At 61.3% G+C, this 22,513-nt stretch carries 21 protein-coding genes; 17 read left to right on the top strand and 4 right to left on the bottom strand.

Translation table 11 applies throughout. The features are described from left to right. Positions 1-97 precede the first annotated feature (97 nt). Positions 98-1,015, top strand: a complete 918-nt coding sequence (locus BLU52_RS23395) for an SdiA-regulated domain-containing protein (protein WP_090287254.1) — start codon at positions 98-100, stop codon at positions 1,013-1,015. 143 nt (positions 1,016-1,158) lie between these two features. Here BLU52_RS23395 and rpiA read toward each other — a convergent pair whose 3' ends face one another. Then, a complete protein-coding gene (gene rpiA, locus BLU52_RS23390) occupies positions 1,159-1,833 on the bottom strand; it encodes a ribose-5-phosphate isomerase RpiA (protein WP_039757496.1) in 675 nt (224 codons plus the stop codon). A 146-nt stretch (positions 1,834-1,979) separates the two neighbouring features. Here rpiA and ilvA point away from each other — a divergent pair, with 146 nt between their 5' ends. The 4 genes from ilvA (at position 1,980) to BLU52_RS23370 (ending at position 5,209) form a co-directional block, all read left to right on the top strand. After that, positions 1,980-3,494, top strand: a complete 1,515-nt coding sequence (gene ilvA / locus BLU52_RS23385) for a threonine ammonia-lyase, biosynthetic (RefSeq protein WP_090287251.1) — start codon at positions 1,980-1,982, stop codon at positions 3,492-3,494. Positions 3,495-3,534: 40 nt separating this feature from the next. Further along, positions 3,535-3,948 carry a DUF2269 family protein gene (locus tag BLU52_RS23380; RefSeq protein ID WP_090287248.1) on the top strand — a complete coding sequence of 138 codons (414 nt, stop codon included), beginning with the start codon at positions 3,535-3,537 and terminating at the stop codon, positions 3,946-3,948. 134 nt (positions 3,949-4,082) lie between these two features. Beyond that, positions 4,083-4,379: a transposase gene (locus tag BLU52_RS23375; protein ID WP_090285711.1), complete on the top strand. Its 297-nt coding sequence runs from the start codon at positions 4,083-4,085 to the stop codon at positions 4,377-4,379. Continuing rightward, positions 4,376-5,209 (top strand): IS3 family transposase, encoded by an 834-nt coding sequence (locus BLU52_RS23370; protein ID WP_090285708.1) that lies wholly within the window; start codon positions 4,376-4,378, stop codon positions 5,207-5,209. Before BLU52_RS23375 ends, BLU52_RS23370 begins: the two co-directional genes overlap by 4 nt. Before the next feature lie 59 nt (positions 5,210-5,268). Here the strand turns inward: BLU52_RS23370 and BLU52_RS23365 are convergent, their stop codons facing one another. Further along, positions 5,269-5,925: a histidinol-phosphatase gene (locus tag BLU52_RS23365; RefSeq protein ID WP_090287246.1), complete on the bottom strand. Its 657-nt coding sequence runs from the start codon at positions 5,923-5,925 to the stop codon at positions 5,269-5,271. A 143-nt stretch (positions 5,926-6,068) separates the two neighbouring features. Between BLU52_RS23365 and BLU52_RS23360 the strand changes: the two genes are divergently transcribed. After that, positions 6,069-6,548 carry an RNA pyrophosphohydrolase gene (locus tag BLU52_RS23360; protein ID WP_003229203.1) on the top strand — a complete coding sequence of 160 codons (480 nt, stop codon included), beginning with the start codon at positions 6,069-6,071 and terminating at the stop codon, positions 6,546-6,548. 22 nt (positions 6,549-6,570) lie between these two features. Then, positions 6,571-8,850, top strand: a complete 2,280-nt coding sequence (gene ptsP, locus BLU52_RS23355; protein WP_090287244.1) for a phosphoenolpyruvate--protein phosphotransferase — start codon at positions 6,571-6,573, stop codon at positions 8,848-8,850. A gap of 229 nt (positions 8,851-9,079) precedes the next feature. On the opposite strand, the gene BLU52_RS23350 is transcribed toward ptsP, so the two are convergent. Then, the gene (locus BLU52_RS23350; RefSeq protein WP_090287242.1) at positions 9,080-9,826 is read right to left on the bottom strand and encodes an NRDE family protein; all 747 of its coding nucleotides are present in this window, start codon (positions 9,824-9,826) and stop codon (positions 9,080-9,082) included. 132 nt (positions 9,827-9,958) lie between these two features. Between BLU52_RS23350 and BLU52_RS23345 the strand changes: the two genes are divergently transcribed. From BLU52_RS23345 to BLU52_RS23335, 3 genes are all read left to right on the top strand, one after another. Further along, positions 9,959-10,741, top strand: a complete 783-nt coding sequence (locus BLU52_RS23345) for a sulfite exporter TauE/SafE family protein (RefSeq protein WP_090287240.1) — start codon at positions 9,959-9,961, stop codon at positions 10,739-10,741. A gap of 70 nt (positions 10,742-10,811) precedes the next feature. Next, positions 10,812-11,627, top strand: a complete 816-nt coding sequence (lgt, locus tag BLU52_RS23340) for a prolipoprotein diacylglyceryl transferase (protein WP_090287239.1) — start codon at positions 10,812-10,814, stop codon at positions 11,625-11,627. 50 nt (positions 11,628-11,677) lie between these two features. Beyond that, on the top strand, positions 11,678-12,649 hold the full coding sequence (locus BLU52_RS23335; protein ID WP_090287237.1) for a thymidylate synthase: 972 nt from the start codon (positions 11,678-11,680) through the stop codon (positions 12,647-12,649). Between the two features lie 125 nt (positions 12,650-12,774). Here the strand turns inward: BLU52_RS23335 and cadR are convergent, their stop codons facing one another. Beyond that, complete coding sequence (gene cadR, locus BLU52_RS23330) at positions 12,775-13,224, bottom strand: Cd(II)/Pb(II)-responsive transcriptional regulator (protein WP_090287235.1); 450 nt, start codon at positions 13,222-13,224, stop codon at positions 12,775-12,777. 84 nt (positions 13,225-13,308) lie between these two features. On the opposite strand from cadR, the gene BLU52_RS23325 reads away from it, so the two are divergent. From BLU52_RS23325 to BLU52_RS23295, 7 genes are all read left to right on the top strand, one after another. Further along, the gene (locus BLU52_RS23325) at positions 13,309-15,633 is read left to right on the top strand and encodes a heavy metal translocating P-type ATPase (protein ID WP_090287233.1); all 2,325 of its coding nucleotides are present in this window, start codon (positions 13,309-13,311) and stop codon (positions 15,631-15,633) included. Positions 15,634-15,649: 16 nt separating this feature from the next. Then, positions 15,650-16,513, top strand: coding sequence for a LysR family transcriptional regulator (locus BLU52_RS23320; protein ID WP_090287231.1), 864 nt, complete (start codon positions 15,650-15,652; stop codon positions 16,511-16,513). Positions 16,514-16,746: 233 nt separating this feature from the next. After that, the gene (locus BLU52_RS23315) at positions 16,747-17,823 is read left to right on the top strand and encodes a putative 2-aminoethylphosphonate ABC transporter ATP-binding protein (protein WP_090287229.1); all 1,077 of its coding nucleotides are present in this window, start codon (positions 16,747-16,749) and stop codon (positions 17,821-17,823) included. Then, complete coding sequence (locus BLU52_RS23310; protein WP_090287227.1) at positions 17,823-19,547, top strand: putative 2-aminoethylphosphonate ABC transporter permease subunit; 1,725 nt, start codon at positions 17,823-17,825, stop codon at positions 19,545-19,547. The genes BLU52_RS23315 and BLU52_RS23310 overlap by 1 nt, the downstream gene beginning before the upstream one ends. 36 nt (positions 19,548-19,583) lie before the next feature. Then, positions 19,584-20,609, top strand: a complete 1,026-nt coding sequence (locus BLU52_RS23305) for a putative 2-aminoethylphosphonate ABC transporter substrate-binding protein (RefSeq protein ID WP_090287225.1) — start codon at positions 19,584-19,586, stop codon at positions 20,607-20,609. Positions 20,610-20,727: 118 nt separating this feature from the next. After that, the gene (locus BLU52_RS23300; RefSeq protein WP_090287223.1) at positions 20,728-21,861 is read left to right on the top strand and encodes a TIGR03364 family FAD-dependent oxidoreductase; all 1,134 of its coding nucleotides are present in this window, start codon (positions 20,728-20,730) and stop codon (positions 21,859-21,861) included. Continuing rightward, positions 21,858-22,415: a phosphonate degradation HD-domain oxygenase gene (locus BLU52_RS23295; RefSeq protein WP_090287221.1), complete on the top strand. Its 558-nt coding sequence runs from the start codon at positions 21,858-21,860 to the stop codon at positions 22,413-22,415. Before BLU52_RS23300 ends, BLU52_RS23295 begins: the two co-directional genes overlap by 4 nt. Positions 22,416-22,513: the final 98 nt, after the last annotated feature.

The following is a 22,513-nucleotide window of genomic DNA, read 5'->3' as shown; positions in this document are numbered from 1 at the left end:
GACAAGTCTGATTGTCCTGACAGGCAAGTGGCCATTAAGCTTCAGTTCAGACAGGCGTGATATTTCATCCGCCTGTTCTGCTCCCGAGCCCATCCGAATGCGTCGACTTGCCCGTCCCAAGCCTCTGGTTATTTTCCTGTCGGTGATTGCCCTGATCACGTTGATCGGCATCGGCCAATACATGCGTCTGTTCGAGCGTGCCTGGTTCAACCTGCACACGTTGTGGCAGCCGCTGAGTGGCGAGGCCATCGGACTGGATCAATATCGCGTGGACATCGAAGCGCGGGTGATCGAAGGCCTCGACGATGACGTGTCAGCGCTGACCTACGATCCGGTGCGCAAGAGCCTGTTTACCGTCACCAACAAAAACTCGGAGCTGATCGAGCTGTCGCTGCAAGGCCAGATTCTGCGGCGTATCGCCCTGATCGGTTTCGGCGACCCGGAAGCGGTCGAGTTCATCAGCGCCGACACCTACGTCATCACCGACGAGCGCCAGCAGCGCCTGATCAAGGTGCACCTGGACGCCGACACCACGTTTCTCGACGCCGACGATGCCGAGCAAATGACCCTCGGCGTGCACATGGCCAGCAACAAGGGCTTCGAAGGGCTGGCCTACGATTCGGTGGGCAAGCGCCTGTTTGTCGCGAAAGAGCGTAACCCGATGCTGATCTATGAAGTGCATGGCTTCCCGCATTTCAATCCGGAAAAATCCTACGCGGTGCATGTGATCAACAACCCGAAACGCGATGCCGGGATGTTTGTGCGCGACCTGTCGAGCCTGCAATACGACGAACGCAGCGGCCATTTGCTGGCGCTGTCGGATGAATCGCGACTGATTCTGGAACTGGACGTCGACGGGCGCCCGCTGAGCACCATGTCCATCAGCGCCGGCCGCCAGGGTTTGCAGAAAACCGTGCCGCAGGCTGAAGGCATCGCCATGGATGATGACGGGACGTTGTATCTGGTGAGTGAGCCGAATTTGTTTTATGTGTTCAAGAAACCAGCACAGCCCTAACCAACACCCCAAAACACTGTGGGAGCTAGCCTGCTAGCGATTACGGACTGTCAGCCAATGTTGCTGGGTCTGACACACCGCCATCGCTAGCAGGCTAGCTCCCACAGGTTTATTTGTGTGCTCGTAATTGCGGGCAGTCTGGCTTATTCAGCCTTCAAGGTTTTCACACCCTCACTGGTCCCCAGCAACAACAGATCCGCCGGGCGCGCGGCAAACAGGCCGTTGGTGACCACGCCAACAATCGCGTTGATCTGCGCTTCCAGCTCGACCGGGTTGGTGATCTGCAGGTTGAACACATCAAGGATGATGTTGCCGTTGTCGGTCAGCACACCTTCGCGGTACACCGGGTCGCCGCCGAGTTTCACCAGTTGGCGCGCCACGTGGCTGCGGGCCATCGGGATCACTTCGACTGGCAGCGGGAACTCACCCAGTACCGGCACCAGTTTGCTGGCGTCGGCGATGCAGATGAAGGTCTTGGCCACGGCCGCGACGATCTTCTCGCGGGTCAGGGCGGCGCCGCCGCCCTTGATCAGGTTCAGGTGTGCGTCGCTTTCATCGGCGCCGTCGATGTAGAACTCCAGGTCGCTGACCGTGTTCAGCTCATACACCGGAATGCCGTGACCCTTGAGGCGCGCGGCAGTGGCTTCGGAGCTGGCAACGGCGCCATCGAAAGCGCCCTTGTGCTGGGCCAGGGCATCGATGAAGCAGTTGGCGGTGGAGCCGGTGCCGACGCCGACGATGCTCTTGTCGTCGAGTTTCGGCAGGATGAAGTCGACGGCGGCCTGGGCCACGGCCTGTTTGAGTTGATCCTGGGTCATGCGGGCTCCGAAGCGGGCAAGGGGTGGGCAGAAAGGCCGGCATTATAGCCGCAAGCGCGGCTAAAACCTCTGGATTCGTGTGGTCGCATCGGCAAAAGCCGGGTTAGACTCCCGGGTCCCGCCCAACCGCTCAGTGATGCTTTCCGATGCTTGAACAGTACGTCAAAAAGATCCTCACCTCGCGCGTTTATGACGTTGCCGTAGAAACCCCGCTGCACAACGCCCGTCAGCTCTCCGAGCGGCTGGGCAATGACATCTGGCTCAAGCGTGAAGACTTGCAGCCGGTGTTCTCGTTCAAGATTCGCGGGGCCTACAACAAGCTGACGCAACTGAGCGACGAAGAACGCGCCCGCGGCGTGGTCACCGCGTCGGCGGGCAACCATGCGCAGGGTCTGGCGCTGGCGGCCAAAGTGCTGGGCGTCAAAGCCACCATCGTCATGCCCAAGACCACCCCGGAGATCAAGGTCGAAGGCGTGCGTTCGCGCGGCGGCAAAGTGGTGCTGCACGGTGATTCGTTCCCGGAGGCGCTGGCCTACTCGCTGAAACTGGTCGATGAGAAAGGCTACGTTTACATCCACCCGTACGATGATCCGCACACCATTGCCGGCCAAGGCACCGTGGCGATGGAAATCCTGCGCCAGCACCCGCAGCCACTGGACGCGATTTTCGTCCCGGTAGGCGGTGGCGGTCTGATTGCCGGCATTGCGGCGTACGTGAAATACCTGCGCCCGGACATCAAGGTCATCGGCGTCGAGCCGGACGATTCCAATTGCCTGCAAGCGGCGATGGCGGCGGGCGAGCGTGTGGTTCTGCCGACCGTGGGCATCTTTGCCGACGGCGTGGCGGTGGCGCAGATCGGTCAGTACACCTTTGAAATCTGCAAGGATTACGTCGATGAAGTGATCACCGTCAGTACCGACGAGATCTGTGCGGCGATCAAGGATATCTACGACGATACCCGCTCGATCACCGAACCTGCCGGCGCGCTGGGCGTGGCCGGGATCAAGAAGTACGTTGAGCAGCGCGGTGTCAGCGGGCAGACCTTCGTTGCCATTGACTCCGGCGCCAACGTCAATTTCGACCGCCTGCGCCACGTCGCCGAACGCGCCGAGCTGGGGGAGGGCCGCGAAGCGATCATCGCCGTGACCATCCCGGAGAAGGCCGGCAGCTTCAAGGCGTTCTGCGAAGCCGTCGGCAAACGCCAGATCACCGAATTCAACTACCGCTACAACACCGGCAGTGAAGCGCACATCTTCGTTGGCGTACAGACGCACCCGGACAGCGACCCGCGCAGCGCACTGCTGGCGAGCCTGACCGAGCAGGGTTTTCCGGTGGTCGACCTGACCGATAACGAGCTGGCCAAGTTGCACATTCGCCACATGGTCGGCGGGCACGCGGCGCATGTCATCGACGAGATGGTGTTCCGCTTCGAATTCCCGGAACGCCCGGGGGCGCTGTTCAACTTCCTCAACAAGCTGGGCGGGCGCTGGAACATTTCGATGTTCCACTACCGCAATCACGGTGCCGCCGACGGTCGTGTGGTCGCGGGGCTGCAGGTGCCGCATGACGAGCGGCATCTGGTGCCAGCGGCATTGGCGGAAATCGGTTACCCGTACTGGGATGAAAGCGAGAACCCGGCCTACCAGCTGTTTCTCGGCTGAGCGGCTACGCTCAAGGGCATGACCCAAGGAAGAGAAGCGCATGGAAACCCTGACAACCCTGAAGGTCCTTCACGTCGTGGCGACCGTGGTCATCCTCGCGAGTGGGCTGGTGCTCGCCGTCCTGACCTGGCGTAATCGCAGCGAAGGGCCGGCCACGACGATGCGGCGGCCCTGGCTGTTTATCTGGTGCCTGATGCTGATCGGTATCCTCAGCATGCCGTTTACCGGCTGGTGGCTGGTGCACCTGATTGGCTGGCCGCTCGGGCAATTGTGGATTCTGGGCTCCAGTTTGATCTATGCCGTGGCCACGTTCAGTGCGGTCTGGCTGCTGGTGCGGCTGGATCGGTTATGGACCACCGGGGTGGGCAACCGCAGATTCAATCTGGCGCTGGCGATTGTCAGCGGCGTCGGATTTCTGGCCATTGCGGGGTTGATGGGGGCCAAGCCGGTTTAGGGCTTGAGACCGCGTCGCCCCGATCGCGAGCAGGCTCACTCCTACAAGGGAACGCATTCCAAATGTAGGAGTGAGCCTGTTGTGGTCGAACTTTTTTAGACCATGATGTAGGAGCCTCGATTTAAGGATGCGTCATGGGATATCGGGTCGTTACGCCTGAAGAAAAAGCAGAGGCTATTCGGTTAGTGGTGGAGATGCATTACTCCGTCCCCAAGGCCTGTGAAGCCACTGGTGTGGGCCTCACAGCTTTGCGTCGCTGGGTTGCTCGTTGGCGTCGACAGCAGAACGAAGTTACTCAGTTGCCACGATTACAGGATCAGGAGCTGATCGAGTCGCTGCAGGCGCAACTGGCGCTGCTTGAGGCCGAGAACCAAGTGCTAAAAAAGCAATTGCCCTCTCATCTAAAGGTTCTGTTCGGTCGAACCAAATGATTGATGGCGTAAAAGGTGCTATGTCAGTTCGGCGCGTATGCTCCGTGCTTGGCATCGCCCGAAGTAGCTATTACATAAACCGCAAAACCAAGCGTTTGAAGCCGGGCCTGCGGTGGCTAAGGCGCAGACTTCGTGCGTTGCATAAAGAACATCGAGAGGTCCTGGGTACTCGAGGGCTCTGCAAAGCGTTGAGAAAGAAAGGGATCTTTATCGGTCGCTATCGAATGCGCTCGTTGATCAAAACTTTCGGCCTGCATCGACGCAGACCACGGTATGCCCACTATCGTCGTGCTACAAAACCGGCAATCGTTGCTCCGAACATACTTGATCGTCGCTTCAATCCGACTCAGCCAGATACGCTTTGGGCAGGCGATATTACCTACATTAGAGTTGGGAATAGCTGGCTTTATCTGGCAGTGGTGATGGATCTTTTTTCACGCAGGATTGTTGGCTGGGCGTGCTCCCGAACTGCCGATGCTGAGCTGGCTGCTAAAGCTCTGAAGTTGGCAGTGTCACTACGCCGACCAATGCCTGAACTGCTGTTTCACTCAGATCAGGGCTGTCAGTACACTGCTGATCGATTTGTCACCTGTTTGGCAGACAACCGGATCGTTCAAAGCATGAGCCGTCGAGGTAATTGCTGGGATAATGCAGTGGTTGAGCGCTACTTCAGGACGCTGAAGCACGATTGGATGCCGGAAAACGGTTATCAAACCCACATTGAAGCGGAGAAGGATGTGATGGACTTCATCTCACATTACAACCATCGCCGTTGCCACTCGGCTTCGAACCACTTGCCGCCTGCGCTGTTTGAGCAGCAGGCGGCCTAATGCTCCTACGGATTGGTTTAAAAAAACTGAACCACTACAGCCTGCTCGCGATAGCGATATCAGCCGCGCAACGAAATCACCGGCCAGCCCCGCTTCTCGGCCTCGGCGCGCAGATTCGGGTCCGGATCAACCGCCACCGGATTCGCCACTTGCTCCAGCAGCGGCAGATCATTCATCGAATCGCTGTAGAAATAACTGCCTTCCAGCGAATACCCGGTTTCTTCCAGCCAGCGATTCAGACGCGTCACCTTGCCTTCACGGAAGCACGGAATGTCGGTGCTGCGCCCGCTGTAGCGGCCGTCGATCATTTCGCATTCGGTGGCGATCAGGGTTTCCACGCCCAGGCGCACGGCAATCGGGGCGGTGACGAAGCGGTTGGTCGCGGTGATGATCACCAGTTTGTCGCCGGCGTCGCGGTGTTGTTTCAGCAGTTCCAGCGCCTTGGGCAACATGATCGGCTCGATGCAGTCGCGCATGTAATCGCTGTGCCAGGCGTCCAGCACGGCCATTTCGGTGCGGCCGAGGATCTCCAGGCAGAAATTCAGATATGCCGCGTTATCCAGCTTGCCGGCCAGGTAATCCTGATAGAACTCGTCGTTGCGCGCCTTGTAGGCGATCGGGTCGAGGAAGCCGCGCTCGCACAGATAGTCGCCCCAAGCGTGATCGCTGTCGCCGCCCAGAAGGGTGTTGTCCAAATCGAATAGAGCCAGGCGCATTGCAGTTACCCGCTGAAAAGTCAGTAAAAAGGCGACAAGAATACGGTCTTTTCACAAGAGTGCACATAAGCTCGGAAGCTTCGTTGCCGCCTGATCAACCTTTGTGGAACAATGCGGCGACATGCGTTTGCGAGGTTGTTGCCGTGATCGACCCCGATGGTTTCCGTCCCAATGTCGGGATCATTCTGACGAATGACGCCGGCCAGGTGCTATGGGCTCGCCGTATCAATCAGGACGCCTGGCAGTTTCCGCAAGGGGGAATCAACCCTGAAGAGACGCCGGAAGACGCCTTGTACCGCGAGCTGAACGAAGAAGTTGGCCTGGAACGTGAAGATGTTGAAATACTGGCCTGTACCCGAGGCTGGTTGCGCTATCGTTTGCCGCAACGCCTGGTGCGTACCCACAGCCAACCTCTGTGCATCGGCCAGAAACAGAAATGGTTTCTCCTGCGCCTGATCTCCAACGAGCAGCGGGTGCGGATGGATTTGACCGGTAAACCGGAATTCGATGGCTGGCGCTGGGTCAGCTATTGGTATCCGTTGGGCCAGGTGGTGACATTCAAGCGCGAGGTGTATCGACGCGCTCTCAAAGAGCTTGCCCCGCGCCTTTTAGCGCGCGACTGACGACGGAGTTCGACCCCGAGCCATGCTCAATACGCTGCGCAAGATCGTCCAGGAAGTTAACTCCGCCAAGGATCTCAAGGCGGCGTTGGGGATTATTGTGTTGCGCGTCAAAGAGGCCATGGGCAGCCAGGTCTGCTCGGTCTACCTGCTTGATCCCGAGACCAACCGCTTCGTGCTGATGGCCACCGAGGGCTTGAACAAGCGCTCGATCGGCAAGGTCAGCATGGCACCCAACGAAGGTCTGGTCGGTCTGGTCGGCACGCGTGAAGAACCCCTGAACCTCGAAAACGCCGCGGACCACCCGCGTTATCGTTACTTCGCCGAAACCGGTGAAGAGCGGTATGCCTCGTTCCTTGGCGCGCCGATCATTCACCACCGTCGAGTGGTCGGCGTGCTGGTCATCCAGCAAAAAGAACGCCGCCAGTTCGACGAAGGTGAAGAAGCCTTCCTCGTAACCATGAGCGCACAGCTCGCCGGGGTGATCGCCCACGCCGAGGCCACCGGTTCGATCCGTGGTCTGGGCCGGCAGGGCAAGGGCATTCAGGAAGCCAAGTTCGTTGGCGTGCCGGGCTCGCCGGGAGCGGCGGTCGGTACCGCGGTGGTCATGCTGCCGCCGGCCGATCTGGACGTGGTGCCGGACAAGACCGTCACCGACATCGACGCCGAGCTGGCGCTGTTCAAGACCGCCATCGAAGGCGTGCGTGCCGACATGCGCACCCTGTCGGCAAAACTCGCGACCCAGTTGCGCCCGGAAGAACGCGCGCTGTTCGACGTCTATCTGATGATGCTCGACGATGCTTCGCTGGGCAGCGAAGTCACCACGGTGATCAAGACCGGCCAGTGGGCCCAAGGCGCGCTGCGTCAGGTGGTCACCGATCACGTCAACCGTTTCGAACTGATGGACGACGCCTACCTGCGTGAGCGCGCCTCGGACGTCAAAGACCTCGGCCGCCGCCTGCTGGCCTATCTGCAGGAAGAGCGTCAGCAGAATCTGGTCTACCCGGAAAAAACCATTCTGGTCAGTGAAGAGCTGACCCCGGCGATGCTCGGCGAAGTGCCGGAAGGCACGCTGGTCGGTCTGGTGTCGGTACTCGGTTCGGGTAACTCCCACGTCGCGATCCTCGCCCGGGCCATGGGCATTCCGACGGTAATGGGGCTGGTCGATCTGCCGTACGCCAAGGTCGACGGCATCGAAATGATCGTCGACGGCGTACGTGGCGAGGTCTACACCAACCCGAGCGAAGTGCTGCGCAAGCAGTTCGCGGAAATAGTCGAAGAAGAGAAACAACTGGCGCTGGGCCTCGATGCCCTGCGCGACCTGCCGTGCGTGACCCTCGACGGCCACCGCATGCCGCTGTGGGTCAACACCGGCCTGCTGGCGGACGTGGCTCGGGCGCAGAAGCGTGGCGCCGAAGGCGTTGGTCTGTACCGCACCGAAGTGCCGTTCATGATCAACCAGCGCTTCCCGAGCGAGAAGGAACAACTGGCGATCTACCGTGAGCAGCTCGCCGCATTCCATCCGCAACCGGTGACCATGCGCAGCCTCGACATCGGCGGTGACAAGTCGCTGTCGTACTTCCCGATCAAGGAAGACAACCCGTTCCTCGGCTGGCGCGGCATTCGCGTCACCCTCGATCACCCGGAAATCTTCCTGGTGCAGACCCGCGCAATGCTCAAGGCCAGCGAAGGCCTGAACAACCTGCGGATTCTGCTGCCGATGATCTCCGGCACCCACGAACTCGAAGAAGCCCTGCACCTGATTCACCGGGCCTGGGGCGAAGTGCGCGACGAAGGCACCGACGTGCCGATGCCGCCGATCGGCGTGATGATCGAAATCCCCGCCGCGGTGTACCAGACCAAAGAGCTGGCGCGGATGGTCGACTTCCTCTCGGTCGGTTCCAACGACCTGACCCAGTACCTGCTGGCGGTCGACCGTAATAACCCGCGGGTGGCCGATCTTTACGACTACCTGCACCCGGCGGTGCTGCAAGCCCTGCAAACCGTCGTGCGTGACGCGCATGCCGAAGGCAAACCGGTGAGTATCTGCGGCGAAATGGCCGGCGATCCGGCGGCGGCGGTGCTGTTGATGGCGATGGGTTTCGACAGCCTGTCGATGAACGCCACCAACTTGCCGAAGGTCAAGTGGATGCTGCGTCAGGTCAATCTGAGCAAGGCGCAGGAGTTGTTGGCGGAGTTGATGACCATCGATAACCCACAAGTTATCCATAGCTCGCTGCAATTGGCGCTGAAAAATCTTGGGTTGGCGAAGATGAATGCGCCGGTGGTAACCAAAGCCCTCTGAAGATCAAAAGCCCCTCACCCTAGCCCTCTCCCGGGGGGAGAGGGGACTGATTGGGGGGTGCTCGGAAGCCACGCCGATCTGGAGGAGCGCTACTGAATCCATAATCGACTCGGCAATGGAAGTTCTGTCCGAATTCATAATCAACTCGGTCTTTCAGGTCGATGTACCCGCAAGACACTTCGGTCGGCCCCCTCTCCCTCCGGGAGAGGGCTGGGGTGAGGGTAAGCTTCTAAACGCAAATCTCAACTTCGCCCAAATGTCCCCCATACGGCCCAAAACTGCGTTCAACCATCCGCCGCGTCCCATCCGCCTGCACCACCAGGGCCGTACTTGCCCGCGTCCCGTAGCTCTGGCTGGCAATAAACACGCTCGACAACAACGCTTCAGTCGCCATCCCCACCCCGGTATCCGGCAACTCGGCTTCGGGCGGCGTCTGCGCATCACTCAATAATTCAAGCAACCGCTCGGGCTGCGGATCGTCCAGCACCGCGTTCAGTGCCGCTTTGGCCTTGAGCAGCTTCGGCCACGGCGTATCGAGCCCGGCGTTGGACAAGCCATAAACCCCCGGAGCGAGCATCACCGGCTCGGACGCCCGCGCATTGAAATGCCACAGCTCGTGACTATTGCCGAGCAGCAAGTTAAACCCGGCGTACTCCCCGGCGCGGCCAACCACATCGCTCAAATAATCATCAATCGACGCATTGCCGCTGAGAAACCGCGCCACCAGTTCCCCGCGCGACTTCAGCGCCGGCGGCTGTTGCGGATCGCGAATGTTGGTCAGCGCGGCAAAGCGCCCATTGGCGCCAATCCCCAGCCAGGTGCCGCCGGCTTCCAGGTCCCGTCCGGCGTGGACCTCTGGCGCCTCGGGCCACGACGCCAATGGCAGGCTCGGCCGGGCATAGAACTCGTCTCGGTTGGCCGCGACGATCAGCGGCTGGGCATGGCCCGAGCGCCAGGCAAATACGATCAGACACATAAGGTGGTCCTTGTGTGATTTTTGCTCACTCTACGCATCCGGCCTCCGTGCATCCATCGCCAGTGGAGCCAAAGGGTGTGCATCCGTTACCATGCCGCTCCTGTTTTGCGGATGCGGTCCGGGGAGACGCTCGTGGAATTTCTGCTGTATCTGGCGCTGGGCGCCTGTGCGGGCGTGCTGGCCGGGCTGTTTGGTGTCGGCGGCGGGATCATTATCGTCCCGGTGCTGGTGTTCAGTTTCACCCTGCAGGGTTTCGATCAGTCGATCCTCACCCATCTGGCGGTCGGCACGTCGCTGGCGACGATCATCTTCACCTCGGTCAATGCCGTGCGTGAGCATCACCGCCGAGGTGCGGTGCGCTGGCCGATTTTCATGTGGATGACCGTCGGCATTTTGCTCGGCGCCGGTTTCGGTGCGCTGACGGCCGAGGCGATTTCCGGGCCGAACCTGCAGAAAATCATTGGTGTGTTCGCCCTGCTGGTCTCCGTGCAACTGGCGCTGGACGTCAAACCCAAGGCCAGCCGAACGGTGCCGGGTAAACTCGGTCTGACCGCCGCGGGCACGGTGATTGGCTGGGCCTCGGCGATTTTCGGTATTGGTGGCGGCTCGCTGACCGTGCCGTTTCTGACCTGGCGCAGCGTGCCGATGCAGCAGGCCGTGGCGACGTCATCGGCGTGTGGTCTGCCGATCGCTTTGGCCAGTGCGGCAAGTTTCATGATTCTGGGGTGGCACGATCCGTTGTTGCCACCGCATAGTCTCGGTTTTGTGTATTTGCCGGCGTTGTTGGGCATTGCCCTGACCAGCATGGTCTTCGCCCGTCTCGGCGCGCGTCTGGCGCACAGGTTGTCGCCGCGCTTGCTGAAACGGCTGTTCGCCGCTTTGCTGTTCAGCGTCGGGTTGAGCTTCCTGCTGTAAAAATCCTGGCTTAATCCTGTGGTGGCAGCGTCGCCCGGGAATTCTGGTTTCACTCTTACGAGGAGTCGCAATGCTGCCTTACCCGCAGATCGACCCGGTGGCCCTGGCCATCGGTCCGCTGAAAATCCACTGGTACGGGCTGATGTACCTGATCGGCATCGGCGGTGCGTGGCTGCTGGCGTCGCGCCGGCTCAACCGTTTCGACCCGACCTGGACCAAGGAAAAACTTTCCGATCTGGTGTTCTGGCTATCAATGGGCGTGATTGTCGGCGGGCGGTTGGGTTATGTGCTGTTCTACGACCTGAGCGCTTATCTGGCCAACCCGACGCTGATTTTCGAAGTCTGGAAGGGCGGCATGTCGTTCCACGGCGGCTTCATCGGCGTAATGCTCGCGGCCCTGTGGTTCGGCAAGCGTAACGGCAAGTCGTTTTTCCAGTTGATGGACTTCGTCGCGCCGATGGTGCCGATCGGTCTGGGTGCCGGGCGCATCGGCAACTTCATCAACGCCGAGCTGTGGGGCAAGGCCACCGACGTGCCATGGGCGATGGTGTTCCCGCCGTTCAGCGACCCGGCGCAACTGCCGCGTCACCCCTCGCAGCTGTATCAGTTCGCCCTCGAAGGCGTCGCACTGTTCCTTATTCTGTGGCTGTTCTCGCGCAAACCGCGGCCAACCATGGCGGTGTCGGGGATGTTCGCGCTGTTCTATGGCATCTTCCGTTTCATCGTCGAGTTCGTTCGCGTACCGGATGCCCAGCTGGGCTATCTGGCCTGGAACTGGCTCACCATGGGCCAGGTGCTGTGCGTGCCGATGATCGTCGGCGGGCTGTTCCTGATCTGGCTGGCCTATCGTCGCGCCCCGGCAGCGCCGCTCGCCCCGACGGCTTAAACTACGAACCCCGGCGCGCGACGCCGGGGCTCAAAGGACACAGGTAACTCATGAAGCAATATCTCGAACTGGTCTCGCACGTCATCCAGAACGGCACCAAACAGGCCAACCGCACTGGTATCAACACCATCAGTTTTCCTGGGGCGATGCTGCGTTTCGATCTGCAGGAAGGCTTCCCGGCGATCACCACGCGCAAAATGGCCTTCAAATCGGCGATCGGCGAGATGTGCGGCTTCCTCCGTGGTGTGAACAGCGCTGCCGAGTTTCGTGCGCTGGGCTGCAAGGTCTGGGACCAGAACGCCAACGAAAACGCGCAGTGGCTGGCCAACCCGTTCCGTCAGGGTGACGACGACCTCGGCGAAATCTATGGCGTGCAATGGCGCAAGTGGCCGGCGTACAAGCAGATCCCGCTGAGCAACACCGCAGCCATCGAACAAACCCTGAACAACGGCTACAAGCAGATCGCCCAAGGCGAAGAAGACGGCCAGGCCTACGTGGTGCTGTACAAAGCCATCGACCAGGTGCGCCAGTGCGTCGACACGATCATCAAGGATCCGGGCAGCCGTCGCATTCTGTTCCACGGCTGGAATGTCGCTCAGCTCGATGAAATGGCCCTGCCGCCATGCCATCTGCTGTACCAGTTCCACCCGAATGTCGAGACCAAAGAGATTTCTCTGACGCTCTACATCCGTTCGAATGACTTGGGCCTGGGCACGCCGTTCAACCTCACCGAAGGCGCCGCGCTGCTGAGCCTGATCGGACGCCTGACCGGCTACACGCCGCGCTGGTTCACCTATTTCATCGGTGATGCGCACGTCTACGAGAACCATCTGGACATGCTCAACGAACAGCTCAAGCGAGAGCCGTTCGCCATGCCGAAACTGAAAATCTCCGACCGCGTGCCGGAGTTTGCCAAGACTGGCGTGTATCAGCCGGAATGGCTGGAACTGGTCGAGCCGAGCGATTTCTCGCTGGAGGGCTACGAGCACCATGCGCCAATGACCGCGCCGATGGCGGTCTAGTCAGCAGCGCAACACCCCTGTAGGAGTGAGCCTGCTCGCGATAGCGGTTGTTCAGTCACATCAATGTTGGATGTGCCGACGTCATCGCGAGCAGGCTCACTCCTACATTTCGATTTGCGTTGGGCTCAGTGGCCGTGGCTGCGGCCCACGTGGGAGTGTTCGACCTCGGTCGCAACAACCCCGCCACTCACCTCCAACCGCTGCAAGATCCCGCATTGGTCCGCCTCTGGTCCTTCGCCACAGCGTTGGCGCAGGTCGAGCAGTTGCGTCTGCAACGCCATCAACCCATCAATCCGCGCTTTCACATGCTGAATGTGGTCATCGATCAGCGCATTGACGCTTTCGCACTGATCCTGCGGGCTGTCGCGCAGGGCGAGCAGGCTGCGGATTTCTTCGAGGGTCATGTCGAGGGTGCGGCAGTTGCGGATGAAGGTCAGGCGTTCGGCGTGGGCCTGGGTGTAGACGCGGTAGTTGCCGTCGCTGCGGGCCGGTTCCGGCAGCAGGTTTTCGCGTTCGTAGTAACGGATGGTTTCCACCGCGCAGTCGGTGAGTTTCGCCAGTTCGCCGATCTTCATGCCAGCCATCTCCAGAAGGGTGCTTGACCCTATAGTGGCTACAGGGTCTTTACTTGGCAACAGGCACCTTCATGGACGCGACCAATGAGCGATTCCCAGCACACCCACCCTCACACCCACAAGCCGGGCGACGGGCACGATCACAGCCATAAATTGCAGCCTGTGCATCAACATGCGCATGGCGGCGATGCCTGCTGCGGGTCGAAAGCTGCGCCGGCCCCGGTTCATTCGCACGAAGATGCCTGCTGCTTGTCGAAAGCCGCTGCGCCTGCCTTGGTGCAACTGAGCGAAAAGACCAGCGCCGATGCGCGCCTGAGCAGCTTCCGCATCGAGGCGATGGACTGCCCGACCGAGCAGACGCTGATCCAGAACAAGCTGGGCAAACTGGCGGGCATCCAGCAGTTGGAATTCAACCTGATCAACCGCGTGCTCAGCGTCACCCACAGCTTGCCGGACACCGCGCCGATCGTTGACGCGATCAAGTCGATTGGCATGCACGCCGAGCCGCTGGAGGCGGGCGTCGAAGCGGCGGCCCCGGCGCCGGCGCCGGTGAAAAAACATGGGTGGCCGCTGGCGCTGTCCGGTGTCGCGGCGCTGGCTGCCGAAGTCATCCACTTCAGCAACGCTGCGCCGACCTGGGTAGTGGCGATCATTGCACTGGTCTCAATCCTCAGCGGTGGCCTCGGCACGTACAAAAAGGGCTGGATTGCCCTGAAGAACTTCAACCTCAACATAAACGCACTGATGAGCATCGCCGTGACCGGCGCGATCCTCATCGGCCAGTGGCCGGAAGCGGCGATGGTGATGTTCCTGTTCACCGTTGCCGAGTTGATCGAAGCACGTTCGCTGGACCGGGCGCGCAATGCGATCAGTGGCTTGATGCAGATGACCCCGGAACAAGCGACGGTCTTGCAGGCGGACGGAAGCTGGGGCGAACAGGAGGTGAAAATCGTCGAACTCGGCGCCCGCGTGCGGGTGAAGCCGGGCGAACGCATCGCGTTGGACGGTGAGGTGGTCAGCGGCAGCTCGACGATTGACCAGGCGCCGATCACCGGTGAAAGCCTGCCGGTGGAAAAGACCATTGGCGATAAAGTCTTCGCCGGCACCATCAACCAGGCCGGTTCGCTGGAATACACGGTCAGCGCGGCGGCGAACAACTCGACCCTGGCGCGGATCATCCACGCCGTCGAACAGGCTCAGGGCGCCCGTGCGCCGACCCAGCGTTTTGTCGATCAATTCTCGAAAATCTATACCCCGGCGGTATTCGTGTTTGCCCTGGCCGTGGCGATCATTCCACCGCTGTTTATGGGCGCGGTATGGTTCGACTGGATCTATCGCGCCCTGGTGCTGCTGGTCGTCGCGTGCCCGTGTGCGCTGGTGATTTCCACCCCGGTGACCATTGTCAGCGGCCTCGCCGCAGCGGCGCGCAAGGGCATTCTGGTCAAGGGCGGCGTGTACCTGGAGGGCGGTTTCAAGCTCGATTATCTGGCGCTGGATAAAACCGGAACGATCACCCACGGCAAACCGGTGCAGACCGATTACCTGTGCCTGGAAGCCACCGCCGAGAGCACCGCGCCTGCCGTCGCCGCCGCGCTGGCCGGGCGCTCCGATCACCCGGTGTCGCTGGCCATCGCCAATGCCGCTGTGGATAAAAACTTCGTCGCGCCGATCGTGGATAACTTCGAAGCGCTTGGCGGGCGCGGCGTCAAAGGCCAGATCAATGGACAGACCTACCACTTGGGCAACCATCGTCTGGTTGAAGAGCTGGGCCTGTGCTCGCCACAACTGGAAGAGAAGCTGTTTGCACTGGAGAAACAGGGCAAGTCCGTGGTGCTGCTGCTCGACAACTCTGGCCCGCTGGCGCTGTTCGCAGTGGCTGACACGGTCAAGGAAAGCAGCCGGGAGGCGATTCGTCAGTTGCATGAACTCGGGGTGAAAACCCTGATGCTCACCGGCGACAATGCACACACGGCTGAGGCGATTGCCGCGCAGGTCGGTATCGACGAAGCCCGAGGCGATCTGCTGCCGACCGACAAACTGCATGCCATCGAAGATCTATATAAAAAAGGCCACCGTGTCGGCATGGTCGGCGACGGTATCAATGACGCGCCGGCACTGGCTCGCGCCGAGATCGGTTTTGCCATGGCCGCGGCCGGTACCGACACTGCGATCGAAACCGCCGATGTTGCCCTGATGGACGACGATCTGCGCAAGATCCCGGCGTTCATCAGCCTGTCGCGCAACACCGCCAGCATTCTGAAACAGAACATCGCGTTGGCTTTGGTGATCAAGGCTATCTTTCTTGGGGTAACCTTCGCCGGGCTCGCCACCATGTGGATGGCGGTGTTTGCCGACATGGGCGTGAGTCTGTTGGTGGTGTTCAACGGTTTGCGCCTGCTGCGCAAGTAAGTGACGAGGGTGGGTTGTGCTGAGTGCCGAGCTGAAAGCGTTTTACATGGTCGCCCGCCTGGGCAGCATCACGCTGGCGGCGAAGAAACTCGGCCTCAGCCAACCGACCGTGACCACGCAGATCCGCAATCTGGAAAGCCAGTATTCGGTGGAGCTGTTCTACCGCGGCGGCCGGCGCCTGAGCGTCAGTGACGAAGGCGCGCGCTTGCTGCCGATGGTCAAGACGCTGTTGCAGCAAGAGGCCGACATCGAGTTCTTCCTGCGCAACAGCGGCCAGGTGCAAGGCACGTTGCGCATCGCCGCGACGGCGCCGTATTACATCCTCGATCTGGTGAAGACCTTTCGCGAACGCTTGCCGCAGGTGGAAGTGTCGGTGGAAATCGGCAACTCGCAGCAGGTCCTCGAAGCGCTGGAGGATTACCGGGTGGACATCGCCGCGTCCTCGCAGCTGCTGGATGACACGCGACTGATTCGCCGGGTGCTGGGCACCGATCCGCTGGTGCTGGCGGTGCATCGCAACCATCCGTTGGCGACGCAGACGCATGTGGCGTTGGCGGCGCTGGCCGGTCACACCTTGTTGATGCGGGAATCCGGCTCGACCACGCGACGCCTGACCGAAGAGTTGCTGGCCAGCGCCGGCGTGAGTTTCGGGCCGCTGCTGGAGATCGGCAGCCGCGAGTCGATCCGCGAGGCGGTGCTGCGCAACATCGGCATCAGCATCATCGCCCGCCAGGAAGTGCCGCATGATCCGCAGTTGCGCGTGCTGAGTATCGAGAATGCGCCGCAGATTCCGGAGTATCTGTATTGCCTCAAAGAGAGGAAGGGCGCGCGGTTGCCGGCGGCGTTCCTTGGCTTGGCCCAAGAAATGTCCCCCGCCTGAGATTTTCAATGCCGGTGCTGGCCCCATCGCTAGCAGGCTAGCTCCCACACTGGACCGTATTCACAACGCAAATCCCTTGTGGGAGCTAGCCTGCTAGCGATGGCGTCAGCCCGGGCGACACAGAATCAAACCCAAATCCCTGAATATCACTATCGGCGCTTTTTGCCTCACTGCCACATGACGGACGCATTACAACCCTAGGATTGGCCTCATCCGTTAGATGAGGTCTGTCCATGAACCCTGCCATCGCAACTGCCCTGACTCACCCCGGCGCGCCGATGAAAGTGCGGAGCGTACAGAAGCGCTTCGGCGCTTTTACCGCGCTGGATAACGTCTCGCTCGATGTCGCCGCCGGTGAACTGGTCTGTCTGCTCGGCCCGTCGGGCTGTGGCAAGACCACATTGCTGCGCTGCATCGCCGGGCTGGAAAAACAGGACAGCGGCGAGTTGTATCTGGGCGATCGCGACGTCTCGCACCTCGCCCCGCAAGCGCGGGACTACGGAATTCTGTTCCAGTCCTACGCGCTGTTCCCCAATCTGACCGTTGAAGCGAACATTGCCTACGGCCTCGCTGGCAGCGGTCGCGATGAAGTGCGCCGCCGGGTCGGTCAAATGCTCGAACTGGTCGGCCTCACCGGCAGCGAGAAAAAGTACCCCGGCCAGTTGTCCGGCGGCCAGCAACAGCGTGTTGCGCTGGCCCGCGCGCTGGCGCCGGCACCGTCGCTGCTGTTGCTCGATGAACCGATGTCAGCCCTCGACGCTCGCGTTCGTGAGCATCTGTGCACCGAGCTGCGCCAGCTGCAGCGCAACCTCGGTATCACCACCCTGATGGTCACGCACAACCAGGACGAAGCCATGCTGATGGCCGACCGCATCGCGGTGATGAACAACGGCCGCGTCGAGCAATACGCCACCCCGCAGGAAATCTACAACCGTCCGGCCACGCCGTTCGTGGCCGAGTTCGTCGGTCAGGGCAACTGGCTGCCGTTCCAGCGCAGCAGCGACAGTCACGCCCAGGTTGGCGGGATGAATCTGCGCCTGGCCGATGGCAGCGTGCAGAGCGCCTCGGGTCGATTGTTCTGCCGCCCGGAAGCGATCAACGTCAACCCGCCGGTGCACGAAGAAAACCTGTTCCCGGCCAAGGTCCGCGAGATCACCTTTCTCGGCAACCGCTGCCGCATGAGCTTCGAACTCGATCAATTGCCCGGCCATGCGCTGCTCGCCGAACTGGCACCGGAAGCGATGCCGCGTCTGGGTGCGCAGCAAATCATGGTCGCCTTGCCGCCGCGCAGTCTGCAGGTGTTTGCCTGATGAGCGCCGGGATTGCCTTACCCTTGCCGACCAAGCAGGTACGGCAGACGTCCCGTGCCGAAATCGGCGATCGGATCTTTGTGCTCGGCGGCAAGGTCCTCTTGCTGCTGTTGCTTGGCGTCGCGGTCCTGCTGCCATTGCTGGCGATCTTCTGGCGCGGCTTCAGCAGCGAGGCCGGGCAGGGCGGTGGCTGGGTTGCGGCGCAGGAACTGCTGAGCAGCGCGAATTTTCACTGGCTGCTCGGCAACAGTCTGAAAGTCTCCCTCAGCGTCGCGGCGATTGTCGTACCGCTGGCCTACCTGTTTGCCTACGCCCTGCAACGCACATTGATACCGGGCAAAGGCATCTGGCGCGGTATCTCATTGCTGCCGCTGATGGCGCCGTCAATGCTGCCAGGGATTGCGCTCGTCTACCTGTTCGGTAATCAGGGCATGCTGCGCGGGCTGCTCTCGGACAACATCTACGGATTCTGGGGCATCGTGCTCGGTGAGGTGATTTACACCTTCCCGCATGCGCTGATGATTTTGCTGTCGGCGTTGTCGCTGGCCGATGCGCGCCTGTTCGACGCCGCATCTAGCATGGGCGCCAGTCCGGCCAAGGCGTTTCGCAGCATCACCTGGCCGGCGACGCGGCAGGCGGTGTTCGCCGCGTTCTGTCTGGTATTCACCCTGACCATCACCGATTTCGGTGTGCCGGTGGTGGTCGGCGGCGATTATCAAGTGCTGGCGCTGGAGGCCTACAAAGCCGTGGTCGGCCAACAGCAGTTCGGGCGCGGTGCGTTGATCGGCATGGTGTTGTTGCTGCCGGCGCTTTTCAGTTTCGCTGTTGATGCCTGGCTGCGGCGTCGGCATGGCGATTCCATGAGCGGTCGCGCGCAGGTGTTCAAACCGACACCGTCGACCCTGCGCGACGGCTGCTATCTGGCGATTGTCGTGTTGATCAGCGCCGCTTTGATTCTGGTGTTCGGCATGGCGGTGTTCTCGTCCCTGGTGAAGTTCTGGCCATACAACCTGTCACTGTCGCTCAACCATTACCAGTTCAACGAGACCGCTGGCGGTGGCTGGCTGGCCTACGGCAACAGTTTGAAAATGGCATTGGGTACGGCGCTGATCGGCAGCGTGCTGATCTTCACCGGCGCTTATCTGATGGAGAAAACCCGCACCCAGCGCGGGCTCAACCTGGCTTTGCGCATGCTCAGCTTCGTGCCAATGGCAGTGCCGGGGCTGGTGCTTGGCCTGGGTTATGTTTTCTTCTTCAACCTCAGCGGCAACCCACTGCACGTGCTGTACGGGACGATGACGCTGCTGATCGTCTGCACCATCGCGCACTATCTGACCACCGCACAAATGACCGCGACCACCGCGCTGCGCCAGCTCGACGCCGAGTTCGAAGCGGCGGCGCTGTCGCTGAAGGCGCCGCTGTATCGGCATTACTTGCGCGTGACCGTGCCGATCTGCCTGCCGGCGCTGCTGGACATTGTGCGCTACCTGTTCGTCTCGGCGATGACCACGGTGTCGGCGGCGATCTTCCTCTACAGCCCCGACACCATCCTCGCTGCGGTGGCGGTGCTGAACATGGACGACGCCGGCAACGTCGGCGGCGCGGCGGCGATGTCGACCCTGATTCTGTTCACCTCGGCGGGCGTGTCCTTGCTGCTGGCGTGTGCTTCGCGCGGCTTGCTGCGCCGTTCCCAGGCCTGGCGGCAAACCGCGCCCGGTCACTGATTCCAACACCGTTCAACTCATCACAGGAAAACGATCATGTTCAAGCCTATGGCCCTGGCCGCTGCTGTGCTCGCCTCTTTCAGCCTGAATGCCTTCGCGGCGAAAACCGAGTTGACGGTGTACACCGCCCTCGAAGCCGAACAACTGAAGTCCTACAAGGAAGCGTTCGAGAAAGCCAACCCCGACGTCGAGATCAAATGGGTGCGCGACTCCACCGGGATCATCACCGCCAAACTCCTCGCCGAAAAAGCGCGGCCGCAGGCTGACGCGGTGTGGGGCCTGGCCGCTTCCAGCCTGGCGATCCTCGATCAGCAAGGCATGCTGCAAAGCTACGCGCCGAAGGATCTCGGCAAGATCGGCGCGAACTACCGCGACGCTGCCAACCCGCCAGCGTGGGTCGGCATGGACGTCTGGGCGGCGACCATTTGCTTCAACACCGTCGAGGCCGAAAAGCAGGGTTTGACCAAGCCAGTGAGCTGGCAGGACCTGACCAAGCCTGAGTACAAGGGCAAGATCGTCATGCCCAACCCGGCGTCGTCCGGCACCGGTTTCCTCGACGTCAGCGCTTGGCTGCAGACCTTCGGCGAGAAGCAGGGCTGGGCCTATATGGACGGCCTGCACCAGAACATCGGCCAGTACGTTCACTCCGGTTCCAAGCCGTGCAAACTGGCGGCGGCGGGGGAATTCCCGATCGGTATTTCCTTTGAATACCCGGCCGTTCAGCTCAAGCGCCAGGGCGCGCCGCTGGACATCATCCTGCCAAAGGAAGGCTTGGGCTGGGAGATCGAAGCGACAGCGGTAATCAAAGGCACGCCGCACGAAGAGGCGGCGAAGAAACTCGCCGATTTCTCTGCCAGTGCCGAGGCGATGGATTTGTATAAAGAGAACTTCGCCGTGCTTGCCCAGCCGGGGATCGCCAAGCCGCAGACCGAACTGCCCGCCGATTACGAGCAGCGTCTGATCAAGAACGACTTCGCCTGGGCCTCGAAGAATCGCGACGAGATCCTGAGCGAGTGGCGCAAGCGCTATGACGGCAAGTCCGAGAAAGTGGCTGCCAAGTAAATCTTCGTAGTCTGACCGGGCCTCATCGCGAGCAGGCTCACTCCTACAGGGGAATGCATTCCAATTGTAGGAGTGAGCCTGCTCGCGATAGCGGTCTCTCATTCAGGACAGCATTCAGATGACACACCCCAAAGACCTGCTCATCGTCGGCGCCGGCATCCTCGGCCTGTCCCACGCCTACGCCGCGGCCAAGCGCGGGCTCAAAGTCGCCGTGTTCGAACGCACCGCCACGCCCCTCGGCGCCTCGGTGCGTAACTTCGGCCAGGCGCTGGTCACTGGCCAGCCGCCCGGCACCATGCTGGAACTGGCCAAGGCCAGCCGCGAGATCTGGGGCGACTGGGCGCAACTCGCCGGCCTGCAGATCAAGCGCAACGGCTCTTACCTGTTCGCCCGCAGCGAAGCCGAAGAACAGCTGCTCGAAGCGTTCTGCGCCGGTCGTGCGCAGGAGCACGACTACAACGTCGAGCTGCTGCGCGGTGCCGCATTGCGTGATCTGTACGGCGGTCAATTCAGCCATCACCGCGCCGCGCTGCATGGCAGGGATGATCAACAGTTGTACTCACGCGAAGCGATTCCGGCGCTGATCGACTACCTGCGCCGCGACCCTGGTGTCGAATTCCACTTCTCCACCCTGGTACGCGACGTTGAGCCAGGGCGGTTGCACAGTACTGCCGGCAGTTTTACCGCGCCGCAGATCATCGTCTGCTCCGGCCACGATTATCAGACCTTGCTCGCCGAGCCGATTGCCGCGCTCGAACCGCAAATCTGCCGCCTGCAAATGCTCCGCGCCAAACCGCACACGGAACTGAACCTGCAACACGCCGTGCTTACCGGTCTGAGCTGCGTGCACTACGGCGCCTTCGCCGATCTGCCCGAAGCGGCGGCGGTGCAGGCGCAGATCCTGCGCGAGCAACCGCACCTGCCTGACAACGGCATTCACCTGCTGATCAGCCCGACGCCGTATGGCGAGCTGATCATTGGCGACTCGCACCATTACGGCAGCGATCCGTCGCCGTTCAACGCCGAGCAAGTGGATAACTGGATGCTCGAACTCGCCGAGCAGACCCTCGGTTGCAAGGTGCAAGTGGTCGAGCGCTGGCAGGGCGTCTATGGTGCTCGTGGACCGGGTCCGTTTTCATTGCTGCGCCCGGCACCGGGCTTGAGCGTGGCGCTGATGCACACCGGCGTCGGCATGAGCGTCGGCCCGGCCATGGCCGAGCGCAACATTGCACAGTGGCTGGAGGAGGCATGAATCCGGAGCAAGTGGTGGCGCGGGTGTTCGGCTTGTATGAACGTTTCGGCGCCAGTGATTACATCGGCGAACCAGTGTCGCAGCTTGAACACATGTCGCAGGCAGCCGAGCTGGCCATGGCTGAGGGCTGCGATGATGAAGTGGTGCTCGCGGCGTTCTTTCACGACATCGGCCATTTGTGCGCCGAGGGTGCGCAGAACATGGGCGGTTATGGCGTCGTCAGCCATGAGCGGCTGGGTGCGGATTATCTGCGTGAGGCGGGTTTCAGCGAACGGCTGGCGCGGCTGGTGGAGTATCACGTTCAGGCCAAGCGTTATTTGACCTTGCGCGAGCCGGGGTATGTCCAGCGCTTGAGTGAAGCGAGTCGGCGCACGCTGGCGTATCAGGGCGGGGTGATGACGGACGCTGAGGCGGATGTGTTTGCGCGGGATCCGTTGTGTGCGGTCAGCCTGCGGATGCGCCAGTGGGATGAATTGGCGAAGGAGGTGGCGGTGCCGGTGGTGGATCTTGAGTTTTTGAAGCGCAAGGCCGTGACGTTGTTGGCAGCCATGTGATTGCTGCCCTCACCCCAGCCCTCTCCCGGAGGGAGAGGGAGCCGCTTTATGTGCTTTTCAGAATCTGAGTTCGGCTGGATATCAGCTCGGTGTATGAC

It is taken from the genome of Pseudomonas granadensis, assembly GCF_900105485.1.
Lineage (GTDB): Bacteria > Pseudomonadota > Gammaproteobacteria > Pseudomonadales > Pseudomonadaceae > Aquipseudomonas > Aquipseudomonas granadensis.
This window is presented reverse-complemented; position numbering and strand designations above follow the sequence as displayed.